Source organism: Bradyrhizobium sp. Rc3b, assembly GCF_900114915.1.
In the GTDB taxonomy this organism is placed as follows: Bacteria; Pseudomonadota; Alphaproteobacteria; order Rhizobiales; family Xanthobacteraceae; genus Bradyrhizobium.
In genome coordinates this window covers 89,480-109,900 of sequence record NZ_FOUS01000004.1, presented here as the reverse complement: position 1 = coordinate 109,900, position 20,421 = coordinate 89,480, and the positions used below count along the sequence as shown (strand labels likewise).

General features: G+C 64.8%; 20 protein-coding genes. 6 read left to right on the top strand and 14 right to left on the bottom strand.

Annotated elements, in window-relative coordinates; genetic code table 11:
• Window positions 1-48: 48 nt before the first annotated feature.
• Both BM190_RS10555 and BM190_RS10550 read left to right on the top strand, forming a co-directional pair.
• Window positions 49-591, top strand: coding sequence for a hypothetical protein (locus BM190_RS10555; protein ID WP_177237023.1), 543 nt, complete (start codon window positions 49-51; stop codon window positions 589-591).
• Window positions 592-845: 254 nt separating this feature from the next.
• Window positions 846-1,898, top strand: a complete 1,053-nt coding sequence (locus BM190_RS10550; protein ID WP_092254178.1) for an amidohydrolase family protein — start codon at window positions 846-848, stop codon at window positions 1,896-1,898.
• 131 nt (window positions 1,899-2,029) lie between these two features.
• On the opposite strand, the gene BM190_RS10545 is transcribed toward BM190_RS10550, so the two are convergent.
• Window positions 2,030-2,485 carry a cupin domain-containing protein gene (locus BM190_RS10545; RefSeq protein ID WP_018321336.1) on the bottom strand — a complete coding sequence of 152 codons (456 nt, stop codon included), beginning with the start codon at window positions 2,483-2,485 and terminating at the stop codon, window positions 2,030-2,032.
• 237 nt (window positions 2,486-2,722) lie between these two features.
• On the opposite strand from BM190_RS10545, the gene BM190_RS10540 reads away from it, so the two are divergent.
• The gene (locus BM190_RS10540) at window positions 2,723-3,277 is read left to right on the top strand and encodes a hypothetical protein (protein ID WP_092254176.1); all 555 of its coding nucleotides are present in this window, start codon (window positions 2,723-2,725) and stop codon (window positions 3,275-3,277) included.
• 176 nt (window positions 3,278-3,453) lie between these two features.
• Here the strand turns inward: BM190_RS10540 and BM190_RS10535 are convergent, their stop codons facing one another.
• Together BM190_RS10535 and pcaB are read right to left on the bottom strand one after the other, a co-directional pair.
• A complete protein-coding gene (locus BM190_RS10535) occupies window positions 3,454-4,710 on the bottom strand; it encodes an aminopeptidase (protein ID WP_092254174.1) in 1,257 nt (418 codons plus the stop codon).
• 112 nt (window positions 4,711-4,822) lie between these two features.
• Window positions 4,823-6,184, bottom strand: coding sequence for a 3-carboxy-cis,cis-muconate cycloisomerase (gene pcaB / locus BM190_RS10530; RefSeq protein WP_092254172.1), 1,362 nt, complete (start codon window positions 6,182-6,184; stop codon window positions 4,823-4,825).
• A 365-nt stretch (window positions 6,185-6,549) separates the two neighbouring features.
• Here pcaB and BM190_RS10525 point away from each other — a divergent pair, with 365 nt between their 5' ends.
• Window positions 6,550-8,121: a winged helix-turn-helix domain-containing tetratricopeptide repeat protein gene (locus BM190_RS10525; protein ID WP_092254170.1), complete on the top strand. Its 1,572-nt coding sequence runs from the start codon at window positions 6,550-6,552 to the stop codon at window positions 8,119-8,121.
• Between the two features lie 50 nt (window positions 8,122-8,171).
• Here BM190_RS10525 and BM190_RS10520 read toward each other — a convergent pair whose 3' ends face one another.
• The 4 genes from BM190_RS10520 to BM190_RS10505 all read right to left on the bottom strand — a co-directional run bounded on the left by BM190_RS10520 (window position 8,172) and on the right by BM190_RS10505 (window position 11,174).
• Window positions 8,172-8,882, bottom strand: coding sequence for a hypothetical protein (locus BM190_RS10520; protein WP_018321332.1), 711 nt, complete (start codon window positions 8,880-8,882; stop codon window positions 8,172-8,174).
• A gap of 86 nt (window positions 8,883-8,968) precedes the next feature.
• Window positions 8,969-9,685, bottom strand: coding sequence for a hypothetical protein (locus BM190_RS10515; protein ID WP_177237022.1), 717 nt, complete (start codon window positions 9,683-9,685; stop codon window positions 8,969-8,971).
• Between the two features lie 132 nt (window positions 9,686-9,817).
• Entirely contained in the window at window positions 9,818-10,066 is a 249-nt protein-coding gene (locus BM190_RS10510; RefSeq protein ID WP_028140683.1) for a hypothetical protein, read from the bottom strand.
• Between the two features lie 142 nt (window positions 10,067-10,208).
• Complete coding sequence (locus tag BM190_RS10505) at window positions 10,209-11,174, bottom strand: NAD(P)H-dependent flavin oxidoreductase (RefSeq protein ID WP_177237021.1); 966 nt, start codon at window positions 11,172-11,174, stop codon at window positions 10,209-10,211.
• Between the two features lie 123 nt (window positions 11,175-11,297).
• Between BM190_RS10505 and BM190_RS10500 the strand changes: the two genes are divergently transcribed.
• Window positions 11,298-12,860, top strand: a complete 1,563-nt coding sequence (locus BM190_RS10500; protein ID WP_092254166.1) for an AMP-binding protein — start codon at window positions 11,298-11,300, stop codon at window positions 12,858-12,860.
• A gap of 332 nt (window positions 12,861-13,192) precedes the next feature.
• On the opposite strand, the gene BM190_RS10495 is transcribed toward BM190_RS10500, so the two are convergent.
• From BM190_RS10495 to BM190_RS10465, 7 genes are all read right to left on the bottom strand, one after another.
• A complete protein-coding gene (locus tag BM190_RS10495) occupies window positions 13,193-13,972 on the bottom strand; it encodes a thioesterase family protein (RefSeq protein WP_092254164.1) in 780 nt (259 codons plus the stop codon).
• A gap of 210 nt (window positions 13,973-14,182) precedes the next feature.
• Window positions 14,183-15,151 (bottom strand): NAD(P)H-dependent flavin oxidoreductase, encoded by a 969-nt coding sequence (locus BM190_RS10490; protein ID WP_018321325.1) that lies wholly within the window; start codon window positions 15,149-15,151, stop codon window positions 14,183-14,185.
• A 264-nt stretch (window positions 15,152-15,415) separates the two neighbouring features.
• Window positions 15,416-16,816, bottom strand: coding sequence for an aspartate ammonia-lyase (locus BM190_RS10485; protein ID WP_092254161.1), 1,401 nt, complete (start codon window positions 16,814-16,816; stop codon window positions 15,416-15,418).
• A gap of 29 nt (window positions 16,817-16,845) precedes the next feature.
• Window positions 16,846-17,385: a hypothetical protein gene (locus BM190_RS10480; protein WP_092254159.1), complete on the bottom strand. Its 540-nt coding sequence runs from the start codon at window positions 17,383-17,385 to the stop codon at window positions 16,846-16,848.
• 100 nt (window positions 17,386-17,485) lie between these two features.
• The gene (locus BM190_RS10475; RefSeq protein WP_018321322.1) at window positions 17,486-18,088 is read right to left on the bottom strand and encodes a YqaA family protein; all 603 of its coding nucleotides are present in this window, start codon (window positions 18,086-18,088) and stop codon (window positions 17,486-17,488) included.
• 145 nt (window positions 18,089-18,233) lie between these two features.
• The gene (gene hisE / locus BM190_RS10470; RefSeq protein ID WP_018321321.1) at window positions 18,234-18,638 is read right to left on the bottom strand and encodes a phosphoribosyl-ATP diphosphatase; all 405 of its coding nucleotides are present in this window, start codon (window positions 18,636-18,638) and stop codon (window positions 18,234-18,236) included.
• A 117-nt stretch (window positions 18,639-18,755) separates the two neighbouring features.
• Entirely contained in the window at window positions 18,756-19,124 is a 369-nt protein-coding gene (locus BM190_RS10465; protein WP_018321320.1) for a hypothetical protein, read from the bottom strand.
• 229 nt (window positions 19,125-19,353) lie between these two features.
• Between BM190_RS10465 and BM190_RS10460 the strand changes: the two genes are divergently transcribed.
• Entirely contained in the window at window positions 19,354-20,403 is a 1,050-nt protein-coding gene (locus BM190_RS10460) for an ABC transporter substrate-binding protein (protein ID WP_092254157.1), read from the top strand.
• Window positions 20,404-20,421: the final 18 nt, after the last annotated feature.

Sequence of the window (20,421 nt, the reverse complement as noted above, 5' to 3'; positions counted from 1 at the left end):
GCCGGCGATCGGCCGGTCGTGCTGATCTGTCTGAAACAGGAGATCGACATGACCGACTTTGCCAGACTCTTGCACGCGGATGGACCGAACCCCGAGCACGCGGCGGCGCTGCAGCTCTATGGCCGCTTCGTCGGGGATTGGGTTGCCGAGATCAGCGCCCATGGGCCCGGCGCAGCGAAACACACGGCAGCCGGCGAGATCCATTTTGGCTGGGTGCTGGAGGGCCGCGCCGTCCAGGACGTCTGGATCATCCCGCGCCCCGCAGGCAGCCCCGACTTTCCGATTGCGGGCAATTGGTACGGCACGACGCTGCGCGTCTACGATCCGACCATCGCTGCGTGGCGGATTTCCTGGTTCGATCCCGGACGCAGCGTCTTCCGCCAGCAGATCGGCCGGCCGCGCGGCGCCGACATCGTGCAGGAAGGCACAACGGAGGCCGGCGAGCTGACCCGCTGGAGCTTTACGGAAATCACCGGCGATTTCTTCCACTGGCTCGGCGAGGCCAAGCCGGCCGATGCAAGTGATTGGCGGCTAATGGTCGATGTGAAGGCGAAGCGGCGGAAGGACTTAGGCCGATTGGATTTTGATTGAAACGATCCGGCGGCAAACTCGCTGCAACCTCTCCCGCTTGCGGGGGAGGTCGGCGCGTAGCGCCGGGTGGGGGCTTTCTCCGTATCGGGAGTGTCCCATTGCGGAAGCACCCCCACCCCAGCCCTCCCCGCAAGCGGGAGAGGGAGCGCACCTTGCTCCACCGCTGCTGTGGGGCTCTGAGCAATGCGCGCTCCTGTGCGTGCGCGTGAGATGCTAGGCTCCCGACACAAAAATTTAGAGGGAGCGAACACGCGATGGCTGCAAGCAGTGTGCCCGCGAATACGAGCGGGCTGTTCGTCGAGCCGCGCGAGGACTGGCTCGCGCTGCATCAAGAGGAGATCATTGATCCCTTGCGGCCGATCGTCGATCCCCATCACCATCTCTGGAATCGCGGGCACCGCTATCTGATCGAGGAGATGGCGGCCGACATCGCCTCCGGCCACAACGTGATTGCCACGGTCTATGTCGATTGCCGCTCGATGTATCGCGCGCACGGGCCGGAGGCGTTCCGGCCCGTCGGCGAGGTCGAATTCGCCAACGGCGTCGCCGCGATGAGCGCGAGCGGCGCTTACGGCAAGGCGGCGATCTGTGCCGGCATCGTCAGCCACGCCAATCTGCTGCTCGGCGACGCCGCCAAGCCGCTGCTGGAAGCCGAGATCGCCGCCGGCAATGGCCGCTTCCGCGGCATCCGGCATTCCTCGGCCTGGGACGAGGATCCTGTCGTCGCCGGCATGTATGCGAACCGGCCGAAGGGCCTGTTGCAGGATCCCGCTTTCCGCAAAGGCTTTGCCTGCCTGGCACCACTCAACCTCAGCTTCGATGCCTGGCTGTTCCATCCACAGATCGGCGAACTGACCGAATTGGCGCGCGCCTTCCCCGACACCAGGATCGTGCTCGACCATTGCGGCGGCCCGGCCGGCGTCGGCCGCTTTGCGGGGCGGCGCGAAGAGGTGTTTGCGCAATGGCGCGCCTCGATCCGCGAGATCGCGACATGTGAGAACGTGGTGGTGAAGCTCGGCGGCCTCGCTATGTGCCTGCTCGGCTACGACTTCCACATGCGCGACAGGCCGTCGTCATCCGAGGAGCTTGCCGCGGCCTGGCGCCCTTACGTCGAAACCTGCATCGAGGCGTTCGGACCCAACCGCGCGATGTTCGAGAGCAACTTCCCGCCGGACAAGGGCCAGTGCAGCTACCAGGTGATCTTCAACGCCTTCAAGCGCATCGCCGCACCCCTGAGCGAGGCCGAGAAGACCGCGCTGTTCTCGCAGACCGCCATCGACGTTTATCGGCTCGAGCTGCCGTCATGACGAGAAAAGGGGCCGGGATGTTGATCCCGACCCCTCTTCCGTCGTGGCCGCTGGGAAGCGTTCTTGAACTGAGACTATTGTTTGAGCATGATCTTTTCGGAAAACCGCTGCACACTTTTCCGGATCATGCTCTAGCCGGCGCCCATCAGCGAGGCCGGACGGCGCTCGCCGGTGGAGGTAAAGATCTTCTTCAGCTTGTTGACGACGCGGATCAGGAAACCGATCATCACGGGATTGGTCTTGCGGCAGAAGGCGATCTTCTTGACGTGGCCTTCGACATGCCATTTGGCATGCGCGCCGTCGCGGAAGAAGATCACGTCGCCGGGGCCGTAGCGCTTGGGCGGCATGCCGTCGCTTTCGAGCACGATCGATCCTTCCATGATCATGATCGTCTCGTCGATATCGTAGTACCAGTTGAAGCGGCCCTCGGTGCACTGCCAGATAATGGTCGAGGCGGTGCCGTCGGCGCTGGTGGACAGGATATGCGAGCGCGACACGGGATTGCCCTCGATGATCCAGGATGGCTCGATCGGCCGGAGCTCGAGATCCACGTTACAACTACCGATTTCAATCAATGAGCGCGACATCTTCTTCCCCAGGGGATATAATTAAGTATGGCCGGGTCTCGGCCCGCATTGTTTCGAAAGATGTCGGGAACGCTAGTCATCCGTTTTTAATTCTTTCTTACGCAGGCCTCGAAAATCAGCCGCAAGTTGCAGGCGCGAAACGGTTAACGTCGCGATTTCCCTGCAAATTCGCGCACATGAACCGATCCTTTTTGGGGTGCGACAAAGTGCGCGGAAGCATAGAACGGAGCCACGCCGATGCCCCTCACGCCCGAGGTTCTGACAGCCAATCGTGAGGCCGTCGCCTGGCTGTTCAGCCTCGATGTCTCCTTCGCGCCCGACGAGGAGCCCTGGTTCACCATCGACGGCATCGAAAGCCCCCGGCAGATCGGCAGTGACGGCTCCGGCGGCGCCTTCGTGCTGCTGCCGTCGCAGAACGTGCTCTACGTCTCATCGGAAGGCCGCGCGGGAATTATCGCCGATACGTTCGAAGCGTTCGTCCAGCTCGTCGTCGCCCGCCCCTATTGGCTCGACATCCTCAAATTTTCCGGCGGCGGCGACCTCGCGGAGATGCGGCGTGCGGCGGAGGCGCTGGAGGCGACACTCGACGACGAGGACGAGATCAACGAGGCTCGCGAGGAGATCCGCATGAACCTCGCCCTGGGCGAGGCGGACGATCCCGTCGGCGCGCTCTACGAGGCGATCGCCGCTTCCGACGCCATCGTGCGGGCCACGGACGGCAGCCCGTTCACGACATTGTTCAACCGCTTCAGCATCGACAACAATCCGATGCTGCGCAACGCGGCGGCGTGAGGCGGTTCGGCAGAGGCCTGAGCGCGCGCCTCGTCCTTCGAGACGACCGCTTCGCGGTCTCCTCAGGATGAGGCTGATCGACTTCGGTGCCCGCTGGAGCGACGGCCGCGCACTCCGTCCTCATCCTGAGGAGCCCCGCCAGCGGCGGGCGTCTCGAAGGATGGCCGCAAGACGCGCTACTTCGCCCACTCGCCCTTGCGAAATACGGGTACCTTGCTGCCATCGGGCAAGATGCCGTCGATATCGGTCTCGGCCGAGCCGATCATCCAGTCGATATGGATCAGGCTCTGGTTGCCGCCTTGCGCGGCGATCTGCTGCGGGGTGAGCTGCGCGCCGTTGACGAAGCATTTCGAATAGCACTGGCCGAGCGCGATGTGGGATGCCGCGTTCTCGTCGAACAGCGTGTTGTAGAACAACAGCCCGCTCTGCGAGATCGGCGAGGAATGCGGCACCAACGCCACTTCGCCGAGGCGGCGGGCGCCCTCATCGGTGTCGAGCACCTTGTTCAGCACCTCCGCGCCGCGCGAGGCTTTTGCATCGACGATCTTGCCGTCCTCGAAGCGCACCGCGATGTTGTCGATCAGCGTGCCCTGATAGGACAGCGGCTTCGAGCTCACGACATGGCCGTAGACGCGGCGGCAATGCGGCGTGGTGAAGACCTCTTCGGTCGGGATGTTGGCGTTGCAGCTGATGCCGTTCTTGGAGAGCGAGGCGCCGCCCTCCCATTCGTGGCCGTCGGCAAGGCCAATGGTGAGGTCGACCCCCGGTCCGTTGTACTGGAGCGCACGGAAGCGCTGGCCGTTGAGCCAGTTGGTACGCTCGCGCAGCACCGCATTGTGGCTCGCCCAATTGCCCATCGCATCCTCGCGATCGACGCGCGAGGCCGCGAAGATCGCATCCGCGAGCTTGCCGATCGCAACGTCCTCGGGATCATCAGGGAATACCTGCCTGGCCCAGGACGGGCTTGGGTAGGCGATGATGTTCCAGTTGGTGTCGAAATTGACGATCTTTTCCAGGGCGGGCTGATAGGCCATCGAGTTCGCCTTGCTGGCGCGCGCCACCTTGGAAGGATCCTCGCCCGACAGCAGCATCGGATTGTCGCCGACGATGGCGAGCCGCGCGGTGTTGTCGGAGAACGCCTTGGCCATGCCCTCGTAGAGCCAGCCGGCGGCACGATCGAAACTGCTGTCGTGACCGTGGCGGTAGCGCGCCAGCGTCATCTCCTCGTCCGACAGGATCGGTGTCACGATGCCGGCACCGGCCTTGTAGGCATGCACGGCGATCCGCCGCACCAGCGGCAGCGCGATCGCGGGCGCCGTCAGAAGCAGATCCTGTCCCGGCCGCAAGCCCAGGCCCACCTTCACCGCCACCTCGGCCAGCCGGTCGAGTTTCACGGGATCGATGGAAGTGGCGGAATTGCGGTGATCAGTCATGCGGGGCCCTCTGCCGAAGTCTGTCGTTCAATCTAAGTCTAGCATCGCGGGACGCAAGTGCGCGAGCACCTTGCGACATGGAGAAGATACGCAGTTTCACGCATTTTGGTTTTCAACGCGTTGCCGATTTCAGCACCCGGTCAACCATGGCGGGCGCGAGCCCGAGGTAATTTTTCGGTGAGGTGAGCGCCTCGATTGTGGCGCGATCGATGCGGCTCGATATCCGGGAGTCCACGGACAGCGCGTCGGCCAGGCTCATGCCCTTCTCGTTGGCCTGACGGCAGGCGTCATAGACCACGTCATGGGCCTCCTGCCGGCCGAGCTGCGGCGCGAGCCCCATCATGACCGCTTCGGCCACGATCAGGCCGCGGCTGACGGCGAGATTGTCGTTCATCTTCGCCTCGTCGACGATGAGACCTGCGAGTGCGAACTTCGCCTGGTGCAGCGCGCCGGCGGTCAGCACGAAGCTTTCGGGGATCGCCATCCATTCGGCGTGCCAGGGGCCCGTGGCACGCTCGAAATCCTGTACCATGGCGTCGAGCATCAGGCCGGCGTGCTGGCGCACCGCCTTGGACGCCGCCAGCATCAGCTCCGACGAGATCGGGTTGCGCTTCTGCGGCATGGTCGAGGAGGCGCCGCGTCCCTTGACGAAAGGCTCATAGACCTCGGCGAACTCGGTCGAGGCCATGATCATGATGTCGAGCGCGATCTTGCCGAGCGAGCCGGTGACGAGCGCGAGGAAGTTCACGGCCTCCGCAAAGCCGTCGCGCGCGACGTGCCAGGTCGAGGCGGGAACGCCGAGCTTCAGCTCAGCACACAGCGCCTCCTGGACCTCAAAGCCCTTGTCGCCGAGCGAGGCCAGCGTGCCGGCGGCGCCGGCGAACTGGCCGACCAGCACGCGCGGCTTCAATTGCGCCAGCCGCTCGGCGTGGCGGTCGAACATGGCGAGCCAGATCGCGGTCTTGTAGCCGAAGGTCACCGGCAGCGCTTGCTGGAGATGGGTGCGGCCGGCCATCGGCGTGTCGCGGTAACGCTTCGAGAGGTCGGCGAGGATGCGGCGAAGTTCGGCGATGTCGCGCTCGACGATCCCGAGCGCGGCGCGCAGTTGCAACACCACGGCGGTGTCCATGATGTCCTGCGTGGTCGCGCCCCAATGCACGTAGCGGCCGGCCTCGCCGCACTGCTTCACCATCTGATGCACCAGTGGGAGGATCGGATAGCCGACGATGTCGGTCTCCTGCCTGAGCAGATCGAAATCGAGCGCGGCGACGTCCGTCCGCGCCGCGATCTGCTCGGCCGCCTCCCGCGGGATCACGCCGCATTTCGCCTCAGCCTTCGCCAGCGCCACCTCGACCTCGGCATAGCGCGCCACCAGCGCGACGTCGGAGAACACCTCCCGCATCTCGGGCGTACCGAAGGCGTCGCGGAACAGCATGGAATCGAGCACGGTGGTGGAGGCAGGAAAAGCAGGCATCGGCGTTTCTTCGTGGTTGGTGTTTGTGTGGGCGACAGCTTACGCAGGGCACACGGTCCGGCAAAGGACATTCGCGGCTCGTCGCACATTCGTCCCGCACGACGACATACGGCGCACTCGCACGATCGCCCCTCATCCGCAGGTGCCGGAGCGAAGCGGAGGCCTCGAAGGATGACGGGTCGATTGCGGAGGGAGATATCCGGTCAACACGTCACCCCCAGCGATCCGACCCCAATCGCACGGCATGGCTGCCATCACGCGATCGCGATGAACCAAACGTCCCCTTCGGCAGACTCACAGTTTTCGACCCAAATTTTCATTTTGTCGTTTGCTACCCAAATTCGTAATGAGGCCTGAGTTTCGACGTGCAGTTTCTGTTCCGGGATCACCTTCTCGATACCGACCGGCGCGAGCTGAGCCGCGAGCAGGTTCCCATTGCCGTGGAGCCACAGGTTTTCGATCTCGTCGTCCACCTGATGCAGAACCGCGACCGGGTGGTCAGCAAGGACGAGCTGATCGACAAGATCTGGCACGGGCGCAGCGTCTCCGAATCCACCTTGACCAGCCGGATCAACGCGGCACGCAAGGCCGTCGGCGACAGTGGCGCGAACCAGGCCCTGATCCGCACCATCGCCCGCAAGGGCTTTCGCTTCGTCGGCGATGTCGAGGCCAAAGGTAGCACGATGGGTGGCGCGATCGCGCCGGAGCCTGGCTACGCCGCACGGGTGCAGCGCGCCGCACTCGCGCTTCCCGAACGGCCCGCGATCGCCGTGCTGCCCTTCACCAATATGAGCGGCGCGGCCGAGCAGGACTATTTCTCCGACGGCATCAGCGAGGACATCATCACCGCGCTGTCGAAGCTGCGCTGGTTCTTCGTCATCGCGCGCAATTCCTCCTTCGTCTACAAGGGCCGCGCCGTGCACATCCGCGAGGTCGCGCAGGAGCTCGGGGTTCGCTATGTGGTCGAAGGCAGCGTGCGGCGGAGCGGCGAGCGGGTGCGCATCTCGGCTCAACTCAACGACGTCTCGACCGGCAGCCATCTCTGGGCCGAGCGCTACGACCGCGAGCTCGCCGACATCTTCGCCGTGCAGGACGAGATCACCGAGGCGATCGTCGCCGCAATCGAGCCGCAGCTCTACGCCGCCGAAAGTTTTCGCGCCGAGCAGAAGCCGCCGGGCAGCCTGGATGCCTGGGACCTCGTGATGCGCGCGCTGTCGCATCACTGGCGCAGCACGCGCGAGGACAATGCCGCTGCGCAAGGGCTGCTCGAAAAGGCCGTCGCGATCGATCCCGCCTATGGCAAGGCGCTGGGCCTGCTCGCGACCAGCCATATCTTCGGCGCGCATATGGGCTGGGCCGACATGGCCGCGACAGTGCCGATCGCCGAACGCGCGGCGCTTGCGGCGGTGGAGGCCGATCGCGAGGATGCCTGGGCCCATCATGGCCTTGCCTACACCTACCTGTTCCGCCGCCGCTTCGATGACGCGCTGGCGGAGTTCGAGCTGGCGCTGACGCTCAACCCGAACTTCGCGATGGCGCATGCCTTTTACGGTGTGACGCTGTGCTACGCCGGACGATGGCAAGAGGGCGATGCCGCCGCACGTCGCGCACTGCGGCTGAGCCCGCGCGATCCGCTCGCAGCGATCTATTGCGGGGTTGCGGCCTATGCCCGGTTCGTCGGCCGCGACTATGACGGAGCCGTGCAGATGGCGCGGGAATCGATGCGACAGCGCGGCGATTTCGTCGGCGCGCACCGTGTCTTGACGGCGGCGGCCGGAATGTCAGGAAATCCGGCGCTCGCAGCGTCCGCCCTGGAAGGCCTGCGCCGCGCCCAGCCCGAGGTCTCGCTCGGCTGGATCACGCGCGAGCTGCCGATGCTGCGGGATGAGGATCGTGCGCATTATCTCGAAGGATTGCGGCGCGCCGGAATGACGTGACGATGCGCGCGGACATTCTCCCATCGCAAGCCGCGATCGCGGGCTCGGCGCTAGTCGTCGTCGGGCCCGAACAACCTGATCTGCGGGAAGCCGCCGCGCGGCCGGCTGGCGTAATCACGCACATCGGAATCTTCGCGGATGTTGCGCGCGACGTCGTCCCAATCGGTGCGGTCGCGCAAGCCGCGCTGCTCGCGGGAATCGTAGTGGCGGCGCTCGGTCCAGCGCTCGCGGCGCTCCATCCGGCGCCGCTCGGACGCAGCGCGCTTCGCGTCGGAGTCCCTCGCCTTGGCATAGGCGTTCTCGGGTGAAGAGGCCGGCTCGGTCGAGGCCTGCTGCTCAGCCGGCTTTGCGGCTTGCGGAGGCGATGCGATTGCTGACCTCGACTGTTCCTTGGACTGTTCCTTGGGCGGCTCAACCGCGGCCGCTTGCGAAGGCGGCGGCGCCGGCGGTCCGGCATTCGCCTGAGTGGTCTGCGTGTCGGGCTTTACAGCTTCCGGCTTCGCTTCGGCTTGCGCGGGCGCGGCAATCATTGCGCCGAAGGCTTGCGAGCCGGTGAGATAATTGACGCGTTCCGACGGCGCGCTCGTCTGTGCCGGCGCGCCCGCGGACTCGGCGCGCTGCGCCATCTTGCTGGTGTCCGGGCCCTGTTTGGACGCGACCGGATTCATGATGTTGCCGGCAACGATGCCGCCGCCCAGACCAATGGCAATGGCCGCGACAATGGTTCCGGCACCGACGAAATAAGCTGTCGTGGCGCGCATTAACCCACTCCCTGTTTGGAGCGAGCAACGCCGTGGGATTACCGGATGTTCCTGATGGCGAGCGGTTCCTGGGAAGGAACGCCGCGTCAGATCTGCTGCGCGACTTTTTCGAGCCCGATGAGGCGGGCGAGCTTGCGCACTTCTTCCTTCTGATCGTCACGCAGCTGGAACAGCAGCGGCATGGCGGCCGACTTCAATTGCTGGACCTCGTCGCAGTTCGGATCGATCTGCGCGCTGGGTGGCGCGTTCGGATTGGAGAGCTTGTTGGCCGAGATCTTGCGGACAACGTTGCGCAGCGCGGTCTCGACCGAAGGCCAGTAATATTCCTGCGATGAGGACAGCTTCAGGCGATCCCGGATGCCGGAGATCTGTGCGTCCGACAGCAGGGTATAGTGTTTCTGCGGCTGCGGCTTGGCCACGACCTTCGGCTTGGCCGGAACTTCGACGGCAGGAACTTCAGCCGCCACGGGCGCTTCGGAGAGGCTCGACGCCTTGGGCATCGGGAAATCGGATGGCGTGGCGGCGGCAAAGGCCTGGCGCAGCGGCTCGGCCAGCACGGGCGCCCGCGAAAGCCTGTCGGCCGGCACCTGGACCGGCTCGAACGCGGCCGAAGCCAGGGCCAGGGTCGGAACCAGACGGTCGGCCTTGGCGGCGCGGTTGGTGGAGAGCGGCTTGGCCGGAGGCGTCTGCGCGATCATCTCTTCGCTGACGCTGGGCACGCTGTCCCGGCCAAGAATGGCGGTGGTGGCGGCGCCCAGGACGAGGAAACAGGTCAGCACAACGATGGTGATGGCTTTGGACAAACGTCTCTCCGCGCCCAACTTCAAGTCCACGTGATCACTGCCCGACAACTGGGCGATAATTAAGGCTTAACCGTGCCATCGCGGCGGCAATCGCGCGGACTGCGGCGACATCGCCCGGAAAGTTCAAGGAAATCAGGCAGCTGCCGAAAGGTCGTAGGCGTCCTGGATATCGGCGACGATCTCCGAGGCCTCCCATACCGCGCGCGGCTCGACCGATTGCAGCGTCACCGTCCAGTTGCCGCCCCGACGGGTGCGGGGGACGCTGACGATGTCGAAACGGACGTTGCGGCACAGCGGGTGTCGCGCCAGGGCATGAGCGACGCGGACGCGGATTTCGTCCAGCGAAGCCGCTGTCTTGCTGTTGAGAAAATCGAAGTCCATCGCCTGTCCCTCTCGGCCCTGATTGGCGGCCGTGAGGGGATTCTTGGCCGGCGATGGTTAATCTGCCGTTAAATAAGGAGGGCGGAGGAGCCCGGGATTAACCGTGACCCACACCGTCGTGGCCGGGCTCGACGGGCTGCGCCTACGGCCCGCCCGCCGCACGATATTCGGCGAGCGTCCGCGCAACCAGCTCGTCAACCGCCGGCACGTCCGTCACCCCCGAGGTCGAGTGCCCGCCGCTCCAGATGTCGCGCCAGCGCTTTGGCCGGCTCTCGCGCGCGGCAACGTCGATATCCTCAGCGATGTCGATCGCCCCGCGTGCCGGGAGATCGTCGGGATCGAGGCTGGCGGCCACGATCGACGGCCTCAGCATGCTGGTCTGCAGACCCGTGAACGCAGTGGTGAGCAAAATGTCGTCGGCGCAGCTCTCGACCAGCATCCGCTTGTAGCGATCGTCCGCCATGCTCTCGCGCGTCGCGATGAATTTCGTGCCCATATAGGCGAGATCGCAGCCGAGCACTTCGGTCGCGTGCAGCGCATGGCCATCGCTGATGCCGCCGGCGAGCACGATGATGCCGTCGTAGAATGCGCGCACCGCGCGGACGAAGGCGAACGGATTGAGCCAGCCGGTCTGCCCGCCCGCGCCCGCCGTGAGCAGCACGAGCCCATCGGCACCTGCCTCCGCCGCCCGTTCGGCGTGGCGGATGGAGGCGACGTCCGCCAGCACCAGCGCACCGGCGTCATGCAGCGGCTTCAGCACGGGCGCGGGCGAGCCGACCGAGGTGATGACGATCTCCGGCCTGTGCCGCAGCAGCACGGCGAGATCCTGCGCCAGCCTTGCATTGGAGCGGTGCACGATCAGGTTCGGGCAGAGCGGCGCTGCCTTGCAGCCGGTTTGGTCTTCGTGCTGCCGCAGCCGCATCGCGATCGCGGAGAGCCATTCATCGAGCTGCACCGTGCTGCGGCAATTCGCGGTGGGGAAGCTGCCGATCACGCCGTTGCGGCAGGCCGCGACCATGAGCTCGACGCCCGACACCAGGAACATCGGCGCTGCGATCAGCGGCAGAGCGAGACGATCGCCGAAGCGTTGCAGTCGATCTGATGGCACGCAAATCTCCTCGTCACGCTTGCCTCCCGTGCGGGCTTTGTCGTTTCCTCCCGCAGTCTCTGTGCTAGCGTCATCGGCAACATTGGCACGCCAGAAGCCGGTGACAAAGCAACGAGGAAACATATGTCCGATCCGCTCCACGCATCGTCCCCGACTTGTGCGCAGACGCTACGGGCGCTGTCGCGCTATCCCGGCCGCACTGCTTTCGCATGGCCCGAGGGATCGTTGAGCTATCAGGGCACTATCGACCTGATCGGACGCATACAGGGCGTGTTCATGCGGCTTGGCCTGCAGCCCGGTGCGCGCGTCGCTTTCCTCACCGCGAACCGCGCCGACACCTGGTGCGCCGGCGTCGCCGCGCAATTGTCGCGGCTCTGCATCACCTGGCTGCATCCGCTGGGATCGCTGGAGGACCAGCTGTTCCAGCTCGAGGACTCCGAGGCCGAGATGCTGGTGGTCGATGCGGCCGCCTTCCGCGACCGCGGCGGCGAGCTTTCCGCAAGGGCGACCCGGCTGAAGGCGATCTTCACGACGGGACCAGCCGGCTACGGTGTCAATCTGCTGGCGGCCATCGAGAGCGCGGGACACGCCAGCGCGCAGTGCCTCGCCGGTCTCGACGATCTCTCCACGCTGAACTACACCGGCGGCACCACCGGCAAATCCAAGGGCGCGCTGCGCTATCACCGCGAGAATGCCGGAGCAGCCGCCGCGATCCTCGCCGATTTCGAAATCCCCGACGCCGCCCGCTACCTCACGGTCGCCCCGATCAGCCATGTCGCCGGCACGAAAGTGCTGCCGACCCTGATGCGCGGAGGCACCGTGCACATGCTGAAGGGATTCGATCCCGAGGCCGTGCTGACCACGATCGCGCGCGAGCGCATCAACTTCACGCTGTTCGTGCCGACCATGATTTACGTGCTGCTCGACCATCCTGCGCTTGATAAGACCGACCTGTCCTCGCTCGAGCTCGTGCTCTACGGGGCGTCGGCGATGTCGCCGAGCCGGTTGGTCGAGGGCATCGAGCGCATCGGACCGGTGTTCTCGCAGCTTTACGGGCAGACCGAATGCTATCCGGTCTCGGTGCTGCGCAAGGCGGATCACGATCTCAACGCACCCGAGCTATTCCTGTCCTGCGGCTTCCCGATCGCGGCCTGCGAGGTCAGGATCCTCGATGACGACGACCAGGAGGTGAAGACCGGCGAGGCCGGCGAGATCTGCGTGCGCGCCCCGCATGTGATGGCGGAATACTGGAAGCGGCCCGACATCACCGCCGAGACGCTGAAGAACGGCTGGGTCCACACCGGCGACATCGCGCGCAAGGACGAACGCGGCTACATGTTCATCCTCGACCGCAAGAAGGACATGATCGTGTCCGGCGGCTTCAACATCTTTCCGCGCGAGGTCGAGGACGTGCTGTCGCAGCACGCCGACGTCGCCATGGTCGCGGTCGTCGGCGTCCCCGACGAGAAATGGGGCGAGGCCGTCACCGCCATCGTCGTGCCGCGCGAGGGCGCAAGGCCCGATCCGGACGAGTTGATCAACCTCGTGAAAACGCGAAAAGGCTCGGCGCATGCGCCCAAGCAGATTCAGTTCGTCAAGCGGCTGCCGATGACCGGTGTCGGCAAGGTCGACAAGAAGGTGCTGCGCGCCGGGTTTTGGAGCGGGCGGGACCGGATGGTGGGGTAATTACCCCGGGATTTTACGGTGTGATTGTGGCCCCGGCACCACAACAAGCAACGGAGTATGCGCCGGCGATGGCCGCCCGATTGCAGGCGAATCAGGGAATCACCTAGACCGCTGATGGGGCTGGGAAGCGGAGTAAGACATGCGAGTCGCTTCCCTGGAAAGTGCAGTCGCCGCGGTCACGTTGATCACGGCTATCATCGTGGTGCTGTGGGAGATCAAGATCTTCTACGGAATGTGAACTGGCAGGATGCTCTGGTCGACACGACCAAACATCCCTTCCGCGGCGGCGGAAGCCTGCCGTTCATTCGGAAGGAGCCATCGCGGCCCCGCCGTCACGCTTGCCGCTTCTCGATCACCAGGCTCTGCACCGCGCGGCCGAAATAGCCTTGCCGGTCCGCCAGCCGCGACATCGCGAGCCCCGCGCCGTCGGGGCCGATCCAGGAATCGCCGTCGAGCAGAATCCAATCACCGATGGGCTGGCGCGAAAAGTTCACGGTGAGATCGGCGTTGATGTAGGTCCAGGCGCGGAAGTCGAGCGTCGAGGCGGTGCCGTTGGAGAAATCGGCGGCGACCACGGCACGCATGGCCTGTGAGATTGCTTCGCCGGCAATCAGCGGATGGTCGACGCGAAACCAGATCGCGCCGGCGCCGGCCTGGCCGAAGCGGCCGCGCGCGGCGCGCATCGAGACCGAACGCACGAACGGGCTGGTGGCGGCGTGGCCATCCTCGGCCAGCGAGTCCTCCGGCATGGGCAGCGTCACCGGCAGCGCCTTGACGTCGTCGGGCAACGACAGCGCCTGGCGCCTGATCTTGAGCACGGTGGCGCCGACGACCTGCACACCGTCGGCGAGCAGCTTGATTTCGCAGAGCTGAATCTTGCGGCCCTCACGCAAGACCTCAGTCTCAATCGTCAGCGGCGCCACCGGCACCGGGCGCATGAGATCGATGGTGACGCGCGCGATATCCATCGGAGCAGGCGTCGGAATGCGCTCGGCCGCCCATGTCACCAGCGACGCCGGCGCCGAGCCGTGCTGCATGCCCCGGTCCCAGGGACCGGCGGCATCCGGGCTGGTGACGACGCTGTTGCCGTCGACGCGGTAGATGGGGGGCATCGCTCAAATCTCTGTTGGCTTGGACAATCGGAATTCAGCAAAAAGTGTCGTCCCTGCGAAAGCAGGGACCCATAACCCCAGGAAGAAGTTTTGACGCGAGACTTACTACGAGTCTTCGCCAAACTGCTCCCTGTGGTTATGGGTCCCATATCTGCGCTTCGCTTGTCCGGGACGACGGATGAGGGATTCGCGCGCTACGATAACCGCCGCTTACAACGGCGGATCGATCGCCTCGTCGTATTCCTTCTTGAAGCGCGCGATCAATTCGGCGGCGGGCAGGATGGCCTCGACGCTGCCGATGCCCTGGCCCGAGCCCCAGATTTCCTTCCAGGCCTTCGGCTTGGCGCGCTCGCCGGAAGCGTCGGTCCCGAAATTCATCTTGGAGGGATCGGAGGTCGGCAGGTTTTCCGGATCCATGCCGGCGGCGAGGATCGAGGGTTTCAGATAATTGCCGTGCACTCCGGTGAAGAGGTTGGAATAGACGATGTCGTCGGCGGTCGATCCCGCGATCATCTCCTTGTACTTCTCCACCGCGTTGGCTTCCTTGGTCGCGATGAAGGCCGAACCGATATAGGCGAAGTCGGCCCCCAAGATGCGCGCGGCGCGGATCGCCTTGCCGTTGCCGATCGCCCCCGACAGCGCGATCGGGCCATCGAACCATTTTCGTGTCTCGGCGACGAAAGCCAGCGGCGAAATGGTGCCGGCATGGCCGCCGGCGCCGGCCGCGACCAGGATCAGGCCATCGGCGCCCTTCTCGATCGCCTTGTGGGCGAATTTCTGGTTGATCACGTCGTGGAAGACAATGCCGCCCCAGCCGTGCACGGCCTGGTTCAGCTCCTCGCGCGCGCCGAGCGAGGAGATGATCATCGGCACCTTGTACTTGGCGCAGAGCTGCATGTCGTGATCGAGCCGGTTGTTCGACTTGTGCACGATCTGGTTGACCGCAAACGGCGCCGACGGCTTGTCGGGATGGGCGCGGTCGTAGGCCGCGAGCTCCTCGGTGATCCGCGCCAGCCATTCGTCGAGCAGCTCCGGCGGCCGCGCGTTCAGCGACGGAAACGAGCCGACCACCCCCGCCTTGCACTGCGCGATTACCAGATCGGGCACCGAGATGATGAAGAGCGGCGAGCCGATCACGGGGATCGACAGGCGTCCTTTGAACAAGGCAGGCATGGACATTGCGGGACGATCCTCTGTTGGCAAGTCAATGGAAGGTTGACCGCCATACCAACAAGGCAATCTTTCCACTGTCAAGTATTGCGTTTTGTCGCCGGAGCGGATGCCTGGGCAGCAATTTCCAAGCAGCGGAATTCGCCTCTCCTCATTCCGGGGCGCGCCTCTTGGCGCGAACCCGGAATCCATCGGGCGTCAGCGCGAATGGTAGAATGGATTCCGGGTTCGCGCTTCCGCGCGCCCCGGAATGACGAGAGGCGAGAGCTGCTCCTACCCGATCATATCCGGATTGATCAGCCGCTCGAACGAGAACATCTCGTCCCACTTCTCCTGCGTCAGCAGCTTGCGTTCGGTCACCACGATCTGGTGGAGCGACTTGCCGCTCTTGTAGCCCTCGCGCGCGATCTCGGCGCATTGCTTGTAGCCGAGCAGCGGCTTCAGCACCGTGACGATGCCGAGCGAGTTCAGCACCATGTTGCGGGTGTGCTCCTCGTTGGCGGTGATGCCGACCACGCAATTCTCGCGCAGGCTGTTGACCGCGCGCTCCATGGTGCGGATCGAGAAGAACAACGCGAACGAGATCACCGGCTCCATCACGTTGAGCTGGAGCTGGCCGGCGGATGCCGCGAGCGTCACCGTGGTGTCGAGCCCGATAACGAGGAAGCTGGTCTGGTTGACGACCTCCGGGATGACAGGATTGACCTTGCCGGGCATGATCGAGGAGCCCGGCTGCAGCTGCGGCAGGTTGATCTCGTTGAAGCCGGCACGCGGGCCGGAGGCGAGCAGGCGGATGTCATTGCAGATCTTGGTCAGCTTGCTCGCGGTGCGCTTCAACACACCCGAGAGCTGCACATAGGCGCCGGTGTCGGAGGTCGCCTCGACGAGATCGCCGGCGAGAATGAAGTCGACGCCGGTCAGCGCGCTGAGGTGCCGGACCGCGAGCTTGGGATAGCCGACCGCAGCCGTGACGGAGGTGCCGATCGCGGTGGCGCCGAGATTGATCTCGCGCAGCAGCGCACGCGCTTCCGAGATGCGGTCGACCTCCTCACCGATCGTGGTGCCCCAGCCCCGGAATTCGGCCCCGAGCGACATCGGCACGGCATCCTGCAGATGCGTGCGGCCCATCTTCAGCACGCGGTCGAACTCGCGACCCTTGGCGAAGAAAGCTTCCTGGAGCTGACGCAGCGCGGTCATGTAGCTCTCGAGCCGCAGGATCAGCGCGAGACGAAAGGCGGTCGGATAGGTGTCGTTGGTCGACTGACCGTAATTGACGTGATCGTTCGGGCTGACGTGCTGATAGTCGCCCTTGCCGAAGCCGAGCGATTCCAGCGCGAGGTTCGCGATCACCTCGTTGGCGTTCATGTTGGTGGAGGTGCCGGCGCCGCCCTGGATGAAGTCGGTGACGAACTGGTCCATCATGTCGCCGGCGATGACGCGATCGCAGCCGAGGATGATCGCGTCCGCGACCTTGGCATCGATCGCGCCGAGATCGCGATTGGCCATGGCGGCTGCCTTCTTGACGTAACCGAGCGCCTTCACGAAGTAAGGCTCCTGGTTCATCGGAATGCCGGTGATGTGGAAGTTTTCCTTACCCCGGATGGTCTGGACGCCGTAATAGATGTCGTCGGCGATCTCACGCTGTCCGAGGAAGTCCTGCTCCGTACGGCTCATGGGCGCTCCTTGTTGCTGCGCGACGTCCTTTAGTTCTGGCACAGCGCGCTGGTCACGAAAGTATCGGTGCGGCAGTCGTCCGGCTTGCGAGCCCTGCCGGGAATCAGGACCTTGGCCGAGCATTTTTCCGCGGAGTCGGCATTCAGGCTCTTGCCGTCCTTGTAACCCTTGCTCTGGCAGAGCTGGTCGGCGGCCTGCTTGCAATCGGGCGCACCGTTGGACGAGGCCGGACAGGCCACCCGGCCCGACACCATGGTCGAGGGCTTCGCCAGCCGCGACAGATCGTTCATGGTCTCGTTCGGGCTTTTGATCGGCGGCAGGATCGAGGGCAGCTTGTCGAACAGCTTGCCCATTTCATTGATCAGCCCGGGATTTTCCGCTGCCGCCGGCGGCGCCGATGGAGCGGGTGTCGACGGCTGAGGCGCAGCCTGCGGCCCCTGCTCCTGCAAGCCAAGCGCCGGCGGAGCGGATTGCGGCCATCCGGTCCCGGCGGCACCGAGCAGGACCAGCAGCACTGCTGATATCAGCGTCCCGAGCCGCAAGGCCGGATTGCCGGATCGAACCATCATGGCGGCAACCGTAGCCGAACCCGGCCCGGCGGCAAAGCGCGGGTTACCAAGTGAGCATGATCTTCTCGGAAAACAGCTTCACACTTTTCCGGATCATGCTCTAGATCAGCTTGATCGCCACCACGAAGCCGAGCACCAGCAGCGCAGCACCGATCGCCACCCACAATCCAAGACGCTCTTCGAGCTTGTGCCGGATCCAGTCGCCATAACGGTTGAGCAGGATCGCAACGACGAAGAAGCGTCCGCCGCGCGCGACGATCGAGCAGATCGTGAACAACAGAATATTGTAGCCAGCAAAGCCCGAGGTGATCGTGACGAGCTTGTAGGGGATCGGCGTCAAACCCTTGAGCAGGATGATCACCGCGCCCCACTCCGCATAGGAGGCACGGAAGGCGTCGACCTTGTCGCCGAGGCCGTAGACCTGGATCAGCCAATGACCGACCGAGTCGAACAGCAGCGCGCCGATGGCGTAGCCCAGAATGCCGCCGAGCACCGAGGTGATGGTGCAGACGGCCGCGTAGAGCCAGGCGCGCTGCGGGCGCGCCAGCGACATCGGGATCAGCATCACATCCGGCGGCACCGGAAAGAAGGAGCTTTCGGCGAAAGACACCGCTCCCATAATCCAGAGCGCGTAGGGCTTGTGAGCGGCGTCGATGCACCAGTCGTAGATACGTTTCAGCATGGCGCCGCGATGAAGCACCATGGGGCGGATTTGTCCATGCCGAGATTGAGGCGAATTATGACGTTTCGAGCATGATCCGGAAAAGTGTGCGGCGGTTTTCCGGAAAGATCATGCTCAAACAAGAGGCTAAAGCGCGATGAACCATTCACCGCGATCCCATCGCGCTTTAGTGGCGCTTGCGCGCGGCACGCCCCTCGAGCGCGACAATTGGCCGCCTGGCGGCCACGCGCGGTGACGCGACTTTAGGCAGCTTCATCGACGATTTCGGCAGCTTCTCGGCGATGCCGAGCATGTCTTCCCGCCGCGCCATCTCGCGCCAGACGTCCTCGGGACGCACGCCCGCAGAGGCCCAGAGCACGGTGAGATTGTACAGGAGATCGGCGCTTTCCCGGATCACGGCGTCGGCGTCGCCATTGACGGCGTCGATCACGACCTCGATGGCCTCTTCGGCGAGCTTCTTTGCCATTTTCGAGGGCCCGCGCTGAAACAGCCGGGCCGTACGCGATGTTGCCGGATCAAGATCCCTGGCCGCGAGCACAGCCAGATATAGCCGCTCAAGCGAATCACTCATGGTACTCAAAACTACTCTAAACAAATGGCGGGCGTGTTAACGCGCGGCAATAAAAGCAAAAAACAGGCCGGCGCAGCAAGCGCGACGGCCTGTCATGGTGAACTCCAGCTGCCAGAGCTAGTAGCAGTTCTGGTAGTAACCCTGGCCGCAGAACTCGGACGGAGCGGTGCCGCCGTAGCGCTGATATTGGAAGTTCGGGCCTGGACCATAATAGGGCCCGTAGGCTGGGCCGCTGTAATAGGCGGGACCGCCGTAATAGCCATAGCCCGGACCGTAGTCATAGGCGTAGGAGTCACGGGTCGCGGCGATGGCAAGACCGGTGCCGATGGCCGCGAAAGCCGCAGCTGCGGCCGCGCCGCCTCCACCACCATGCCAGTGACGGCCGCCTGCATAGGACGCGGTCGGGGCAAGCGCGGTCAGCGCCAGCACCGCGGCGGTGGCCAGAACGGCCTTTCGGCCCGCAAACTTGGAGAATCGCTCGAACATGTCTTGGGCCCTCCTTGGGACCTGGAATGGACGCCTGCGGACAGGCTCATGCCTTTAAAACCCGCACAGCCTAAGTTGGGTTCCCCAACCCCAACACAAGCTGAACGGGGTTGCGTAATCGTGCCGCAACCGCCGCTCATCTGCCGTTCATGTTGGCGCGGAGAGACTGGCCGCAGCCGGGCGCCGCGAAGCGTCACGAAACCATAACAATGCGGAACCGGCGCAATCGATGTCAGGATTCAAGACGACCGCCCTCCGTTGCCTGCTGGCTCTCTCGATCTCGCTTGCAACGCTCGTTGCAGGCGATGTCAGTGCGGCCGAGACCGCTGCGCCGTCCGTTGCGATTCACTTCACCTTCGACCGCCCGTTGGACGCGAGCATGGCGCCGTTCTTCCTTGCGGCGAAGGACGGCAGGTTCAGCGCCGAACGTCTCAACGTGTCCTTCAACAGTGCAGCCGGATCGCCGGAGGCGCTCGCACGCGTCGCCAAGGGCGACAGCGAGCTTGCGCTGGTCGACATCAACGAGCTGATCCGCCTTCGCGACAAGGAGGACTCGGCGCCGGTCAAGGCGGCGTTCGTGCTGTTCAACCGCGCGCCCTACGCGATCGTCGCGCGCAGGAGCCGCGGCATCCATGTCTTGCCCGATCTCGACGGCAAGACCGTCGGCGTTGCCGACGGCGATCTGTCGATGCGACTGTGGCCGGCGCTGGCGCAGCAGAACGGCATCAAGGCATCGCGCGTCAAATTCCACAAGATTGGCGCTGCGGTCCGCGAGCCGATCCTGTCCGCGGGACAGGTCGATGCCGTCGCAGGCTTCAACTATCTCTCCGCGGTGAACCTGCGCGACCGCGGCGTGCCCGGCGCCGATCTCGTCGTGCTGCGTTATGCCGACTATGGCTGCGAGGCCTATGGCTTCGCCGTGGTGGTCAATCCCGCCTTCGCCGCGGCGAAGCCGGACGCCGTGAAGGGCTTCCTCCGCGCCTTGATCGCCGGCATCAATGCGACCATCAGGGAGCCGGCACGTGCGGCGGACGAGGCCGCGGGCCGCATCGACGACGGCGACCGCGACCTGGAGCTGGAGCGCCTGCGCACCGTCCTCGTCGACAACATCCTGACCGATGAGGTCAAGCGCAACGGCCTCGGCGGCGTCGAGCCCGCGCGCCTGGAGCGCTCGATCGACCAGATCGCCCAGGACTTCAAATTCCGCAAACGGCCCACGGCGGGCGACATCTTCGACGACCGGTTCCTGCCGCCGGTGGCGGGGCGGCTGATCAACTGAGAAAAACTGACAGCTTCC

What these genes read in the sequence shown, in the direction of transcription:
- BM190_RS10555 (WP_177237023.1), top strand. Translation starts at nt 49, where the DNA reads ATGACCGACTTTGCCAGACTCTTGCACGCGGATGGACCGAACCCCGAG.
- BM190_RS10550 (WP_092254178.1), top strand. Translation starts at nt 846, where the DNA reads ATGGCTGCAAGCAGTGTGCCCGCGAATACGAGCGGGCTGTTCGTCGAG.
- BM190_RS10545 (WP_018321336.1), bottom strand. Translation starts at nt 2,485, where the DNA reads ATGTCGCGCTCATTGATTGAAATCGGTAGTTGTAACGTGGATCTCGAG.
- BM190_RS10540 (WP_092254176.1), top strand. Translation starts at nt 2,723, where the DNA reads ATGCCCCTCACGCCCGAGGTTCTGACAGCCAATCGTGAGGCCGTCGCC.
- BM190_RS10535 (WP_092254174.1), bottom strand. Translation starts at nt 4,710, where the DNA reads ATGACTGATCACCGCAATTCCGCCACTTCCATCGATCCCGTGAAACTC.
- pcaB (WP_092254172.1), bottom strand. Translation starts at nt 6,184, where the DNA reads ATGCCTGCTTTTCCTGCCTCCACCACCGTGCTCGATTCCATGCTGTTC.
- BM190_RS10520 (WP_018321332.1), bottom strand. Translation starts at nt 8,882, where the DNA reads ATGCGCGCCACGACAGCTTATTTCGTCGGTGCCGGAACCATTGTCGCG.
- BM190_RS10510 (WP_028140683.1), bottom strand. Translation starts at nt 10,066, where the DNA reads ATGGACTTCGATTTTCTCAACAGCAAGACAGCGGCTTCGCTGGACGAA.
- BM190_RS10500 (WP_092254166.1), top strand. Translation starts at nt 11,298, where the DNA reads ATGTCCGATCCGCTCCACGCATCGTCCCCGACTTGTGCGCAGACGCTA.
- BM190_RS10495 (WP_092254164.1), bottom strand. Translation starts at nt 13,972, where the DNA reads ATGCCCCCCATCTACCGCGTCGACGGCAACAGCGTCGTCACCAGCCCG.
- BM190_RS10490 (WP_018321325.1), bottom strand. Translation starts at nt 15,151, where the DNA reads ATGTCCATGCCTGCCTTGTTCAAAGGACGCCTGTCGATCCCCGTGATC.
- BM190_RS10485 (WP_092254161.1), bottom strand. Translation starts at nt 16,816, where the DNA reads ATGAGCCGTACGGAGCAGGACTTCCTCGGACAGCGTGAGATCGCCGAC.
- BM190_RS10480 (WP_092254159.1), bottom strand. Translation starts at nt 17,385, where the DNA reads ATGATGGTTCGATCCGGCAATCCGGCCTTGCGGCTCGGGACGCTGATA.
- BM190_RS10475 (WP_018321322.1), bottom strand. Translation starts at nt 18,088, where the DNA reads ATGGTGCTTCATCGCGGCGCCATGCTGAAACGTATCTACGACTGGTGC.
- hisE (WP_018321321.1), bottom strand. Translation starts at nt 18,638, where the DNA reads ATGAGTGATTCGCTTGAGCGGCTATATCTGGCTGTGCTCGCGGCCAGG.
- BM190_RS10465 (WP_018321320.1), bottom strand. Translation starts at nt 19,124, where the DNA reads ATGTTCGAGCGATTCTCCAAGTTTGCGGGCCGAAAGGCCGTTCTGGCC.
- BM190_RS10460 (WP_092254157.1), top strand. Translation starts at nt 19,354, where the DNA reads ATGTCAGGATTCAAGACGACCGCCCTCCGTTGCCTGCTGGCTCTCTCG.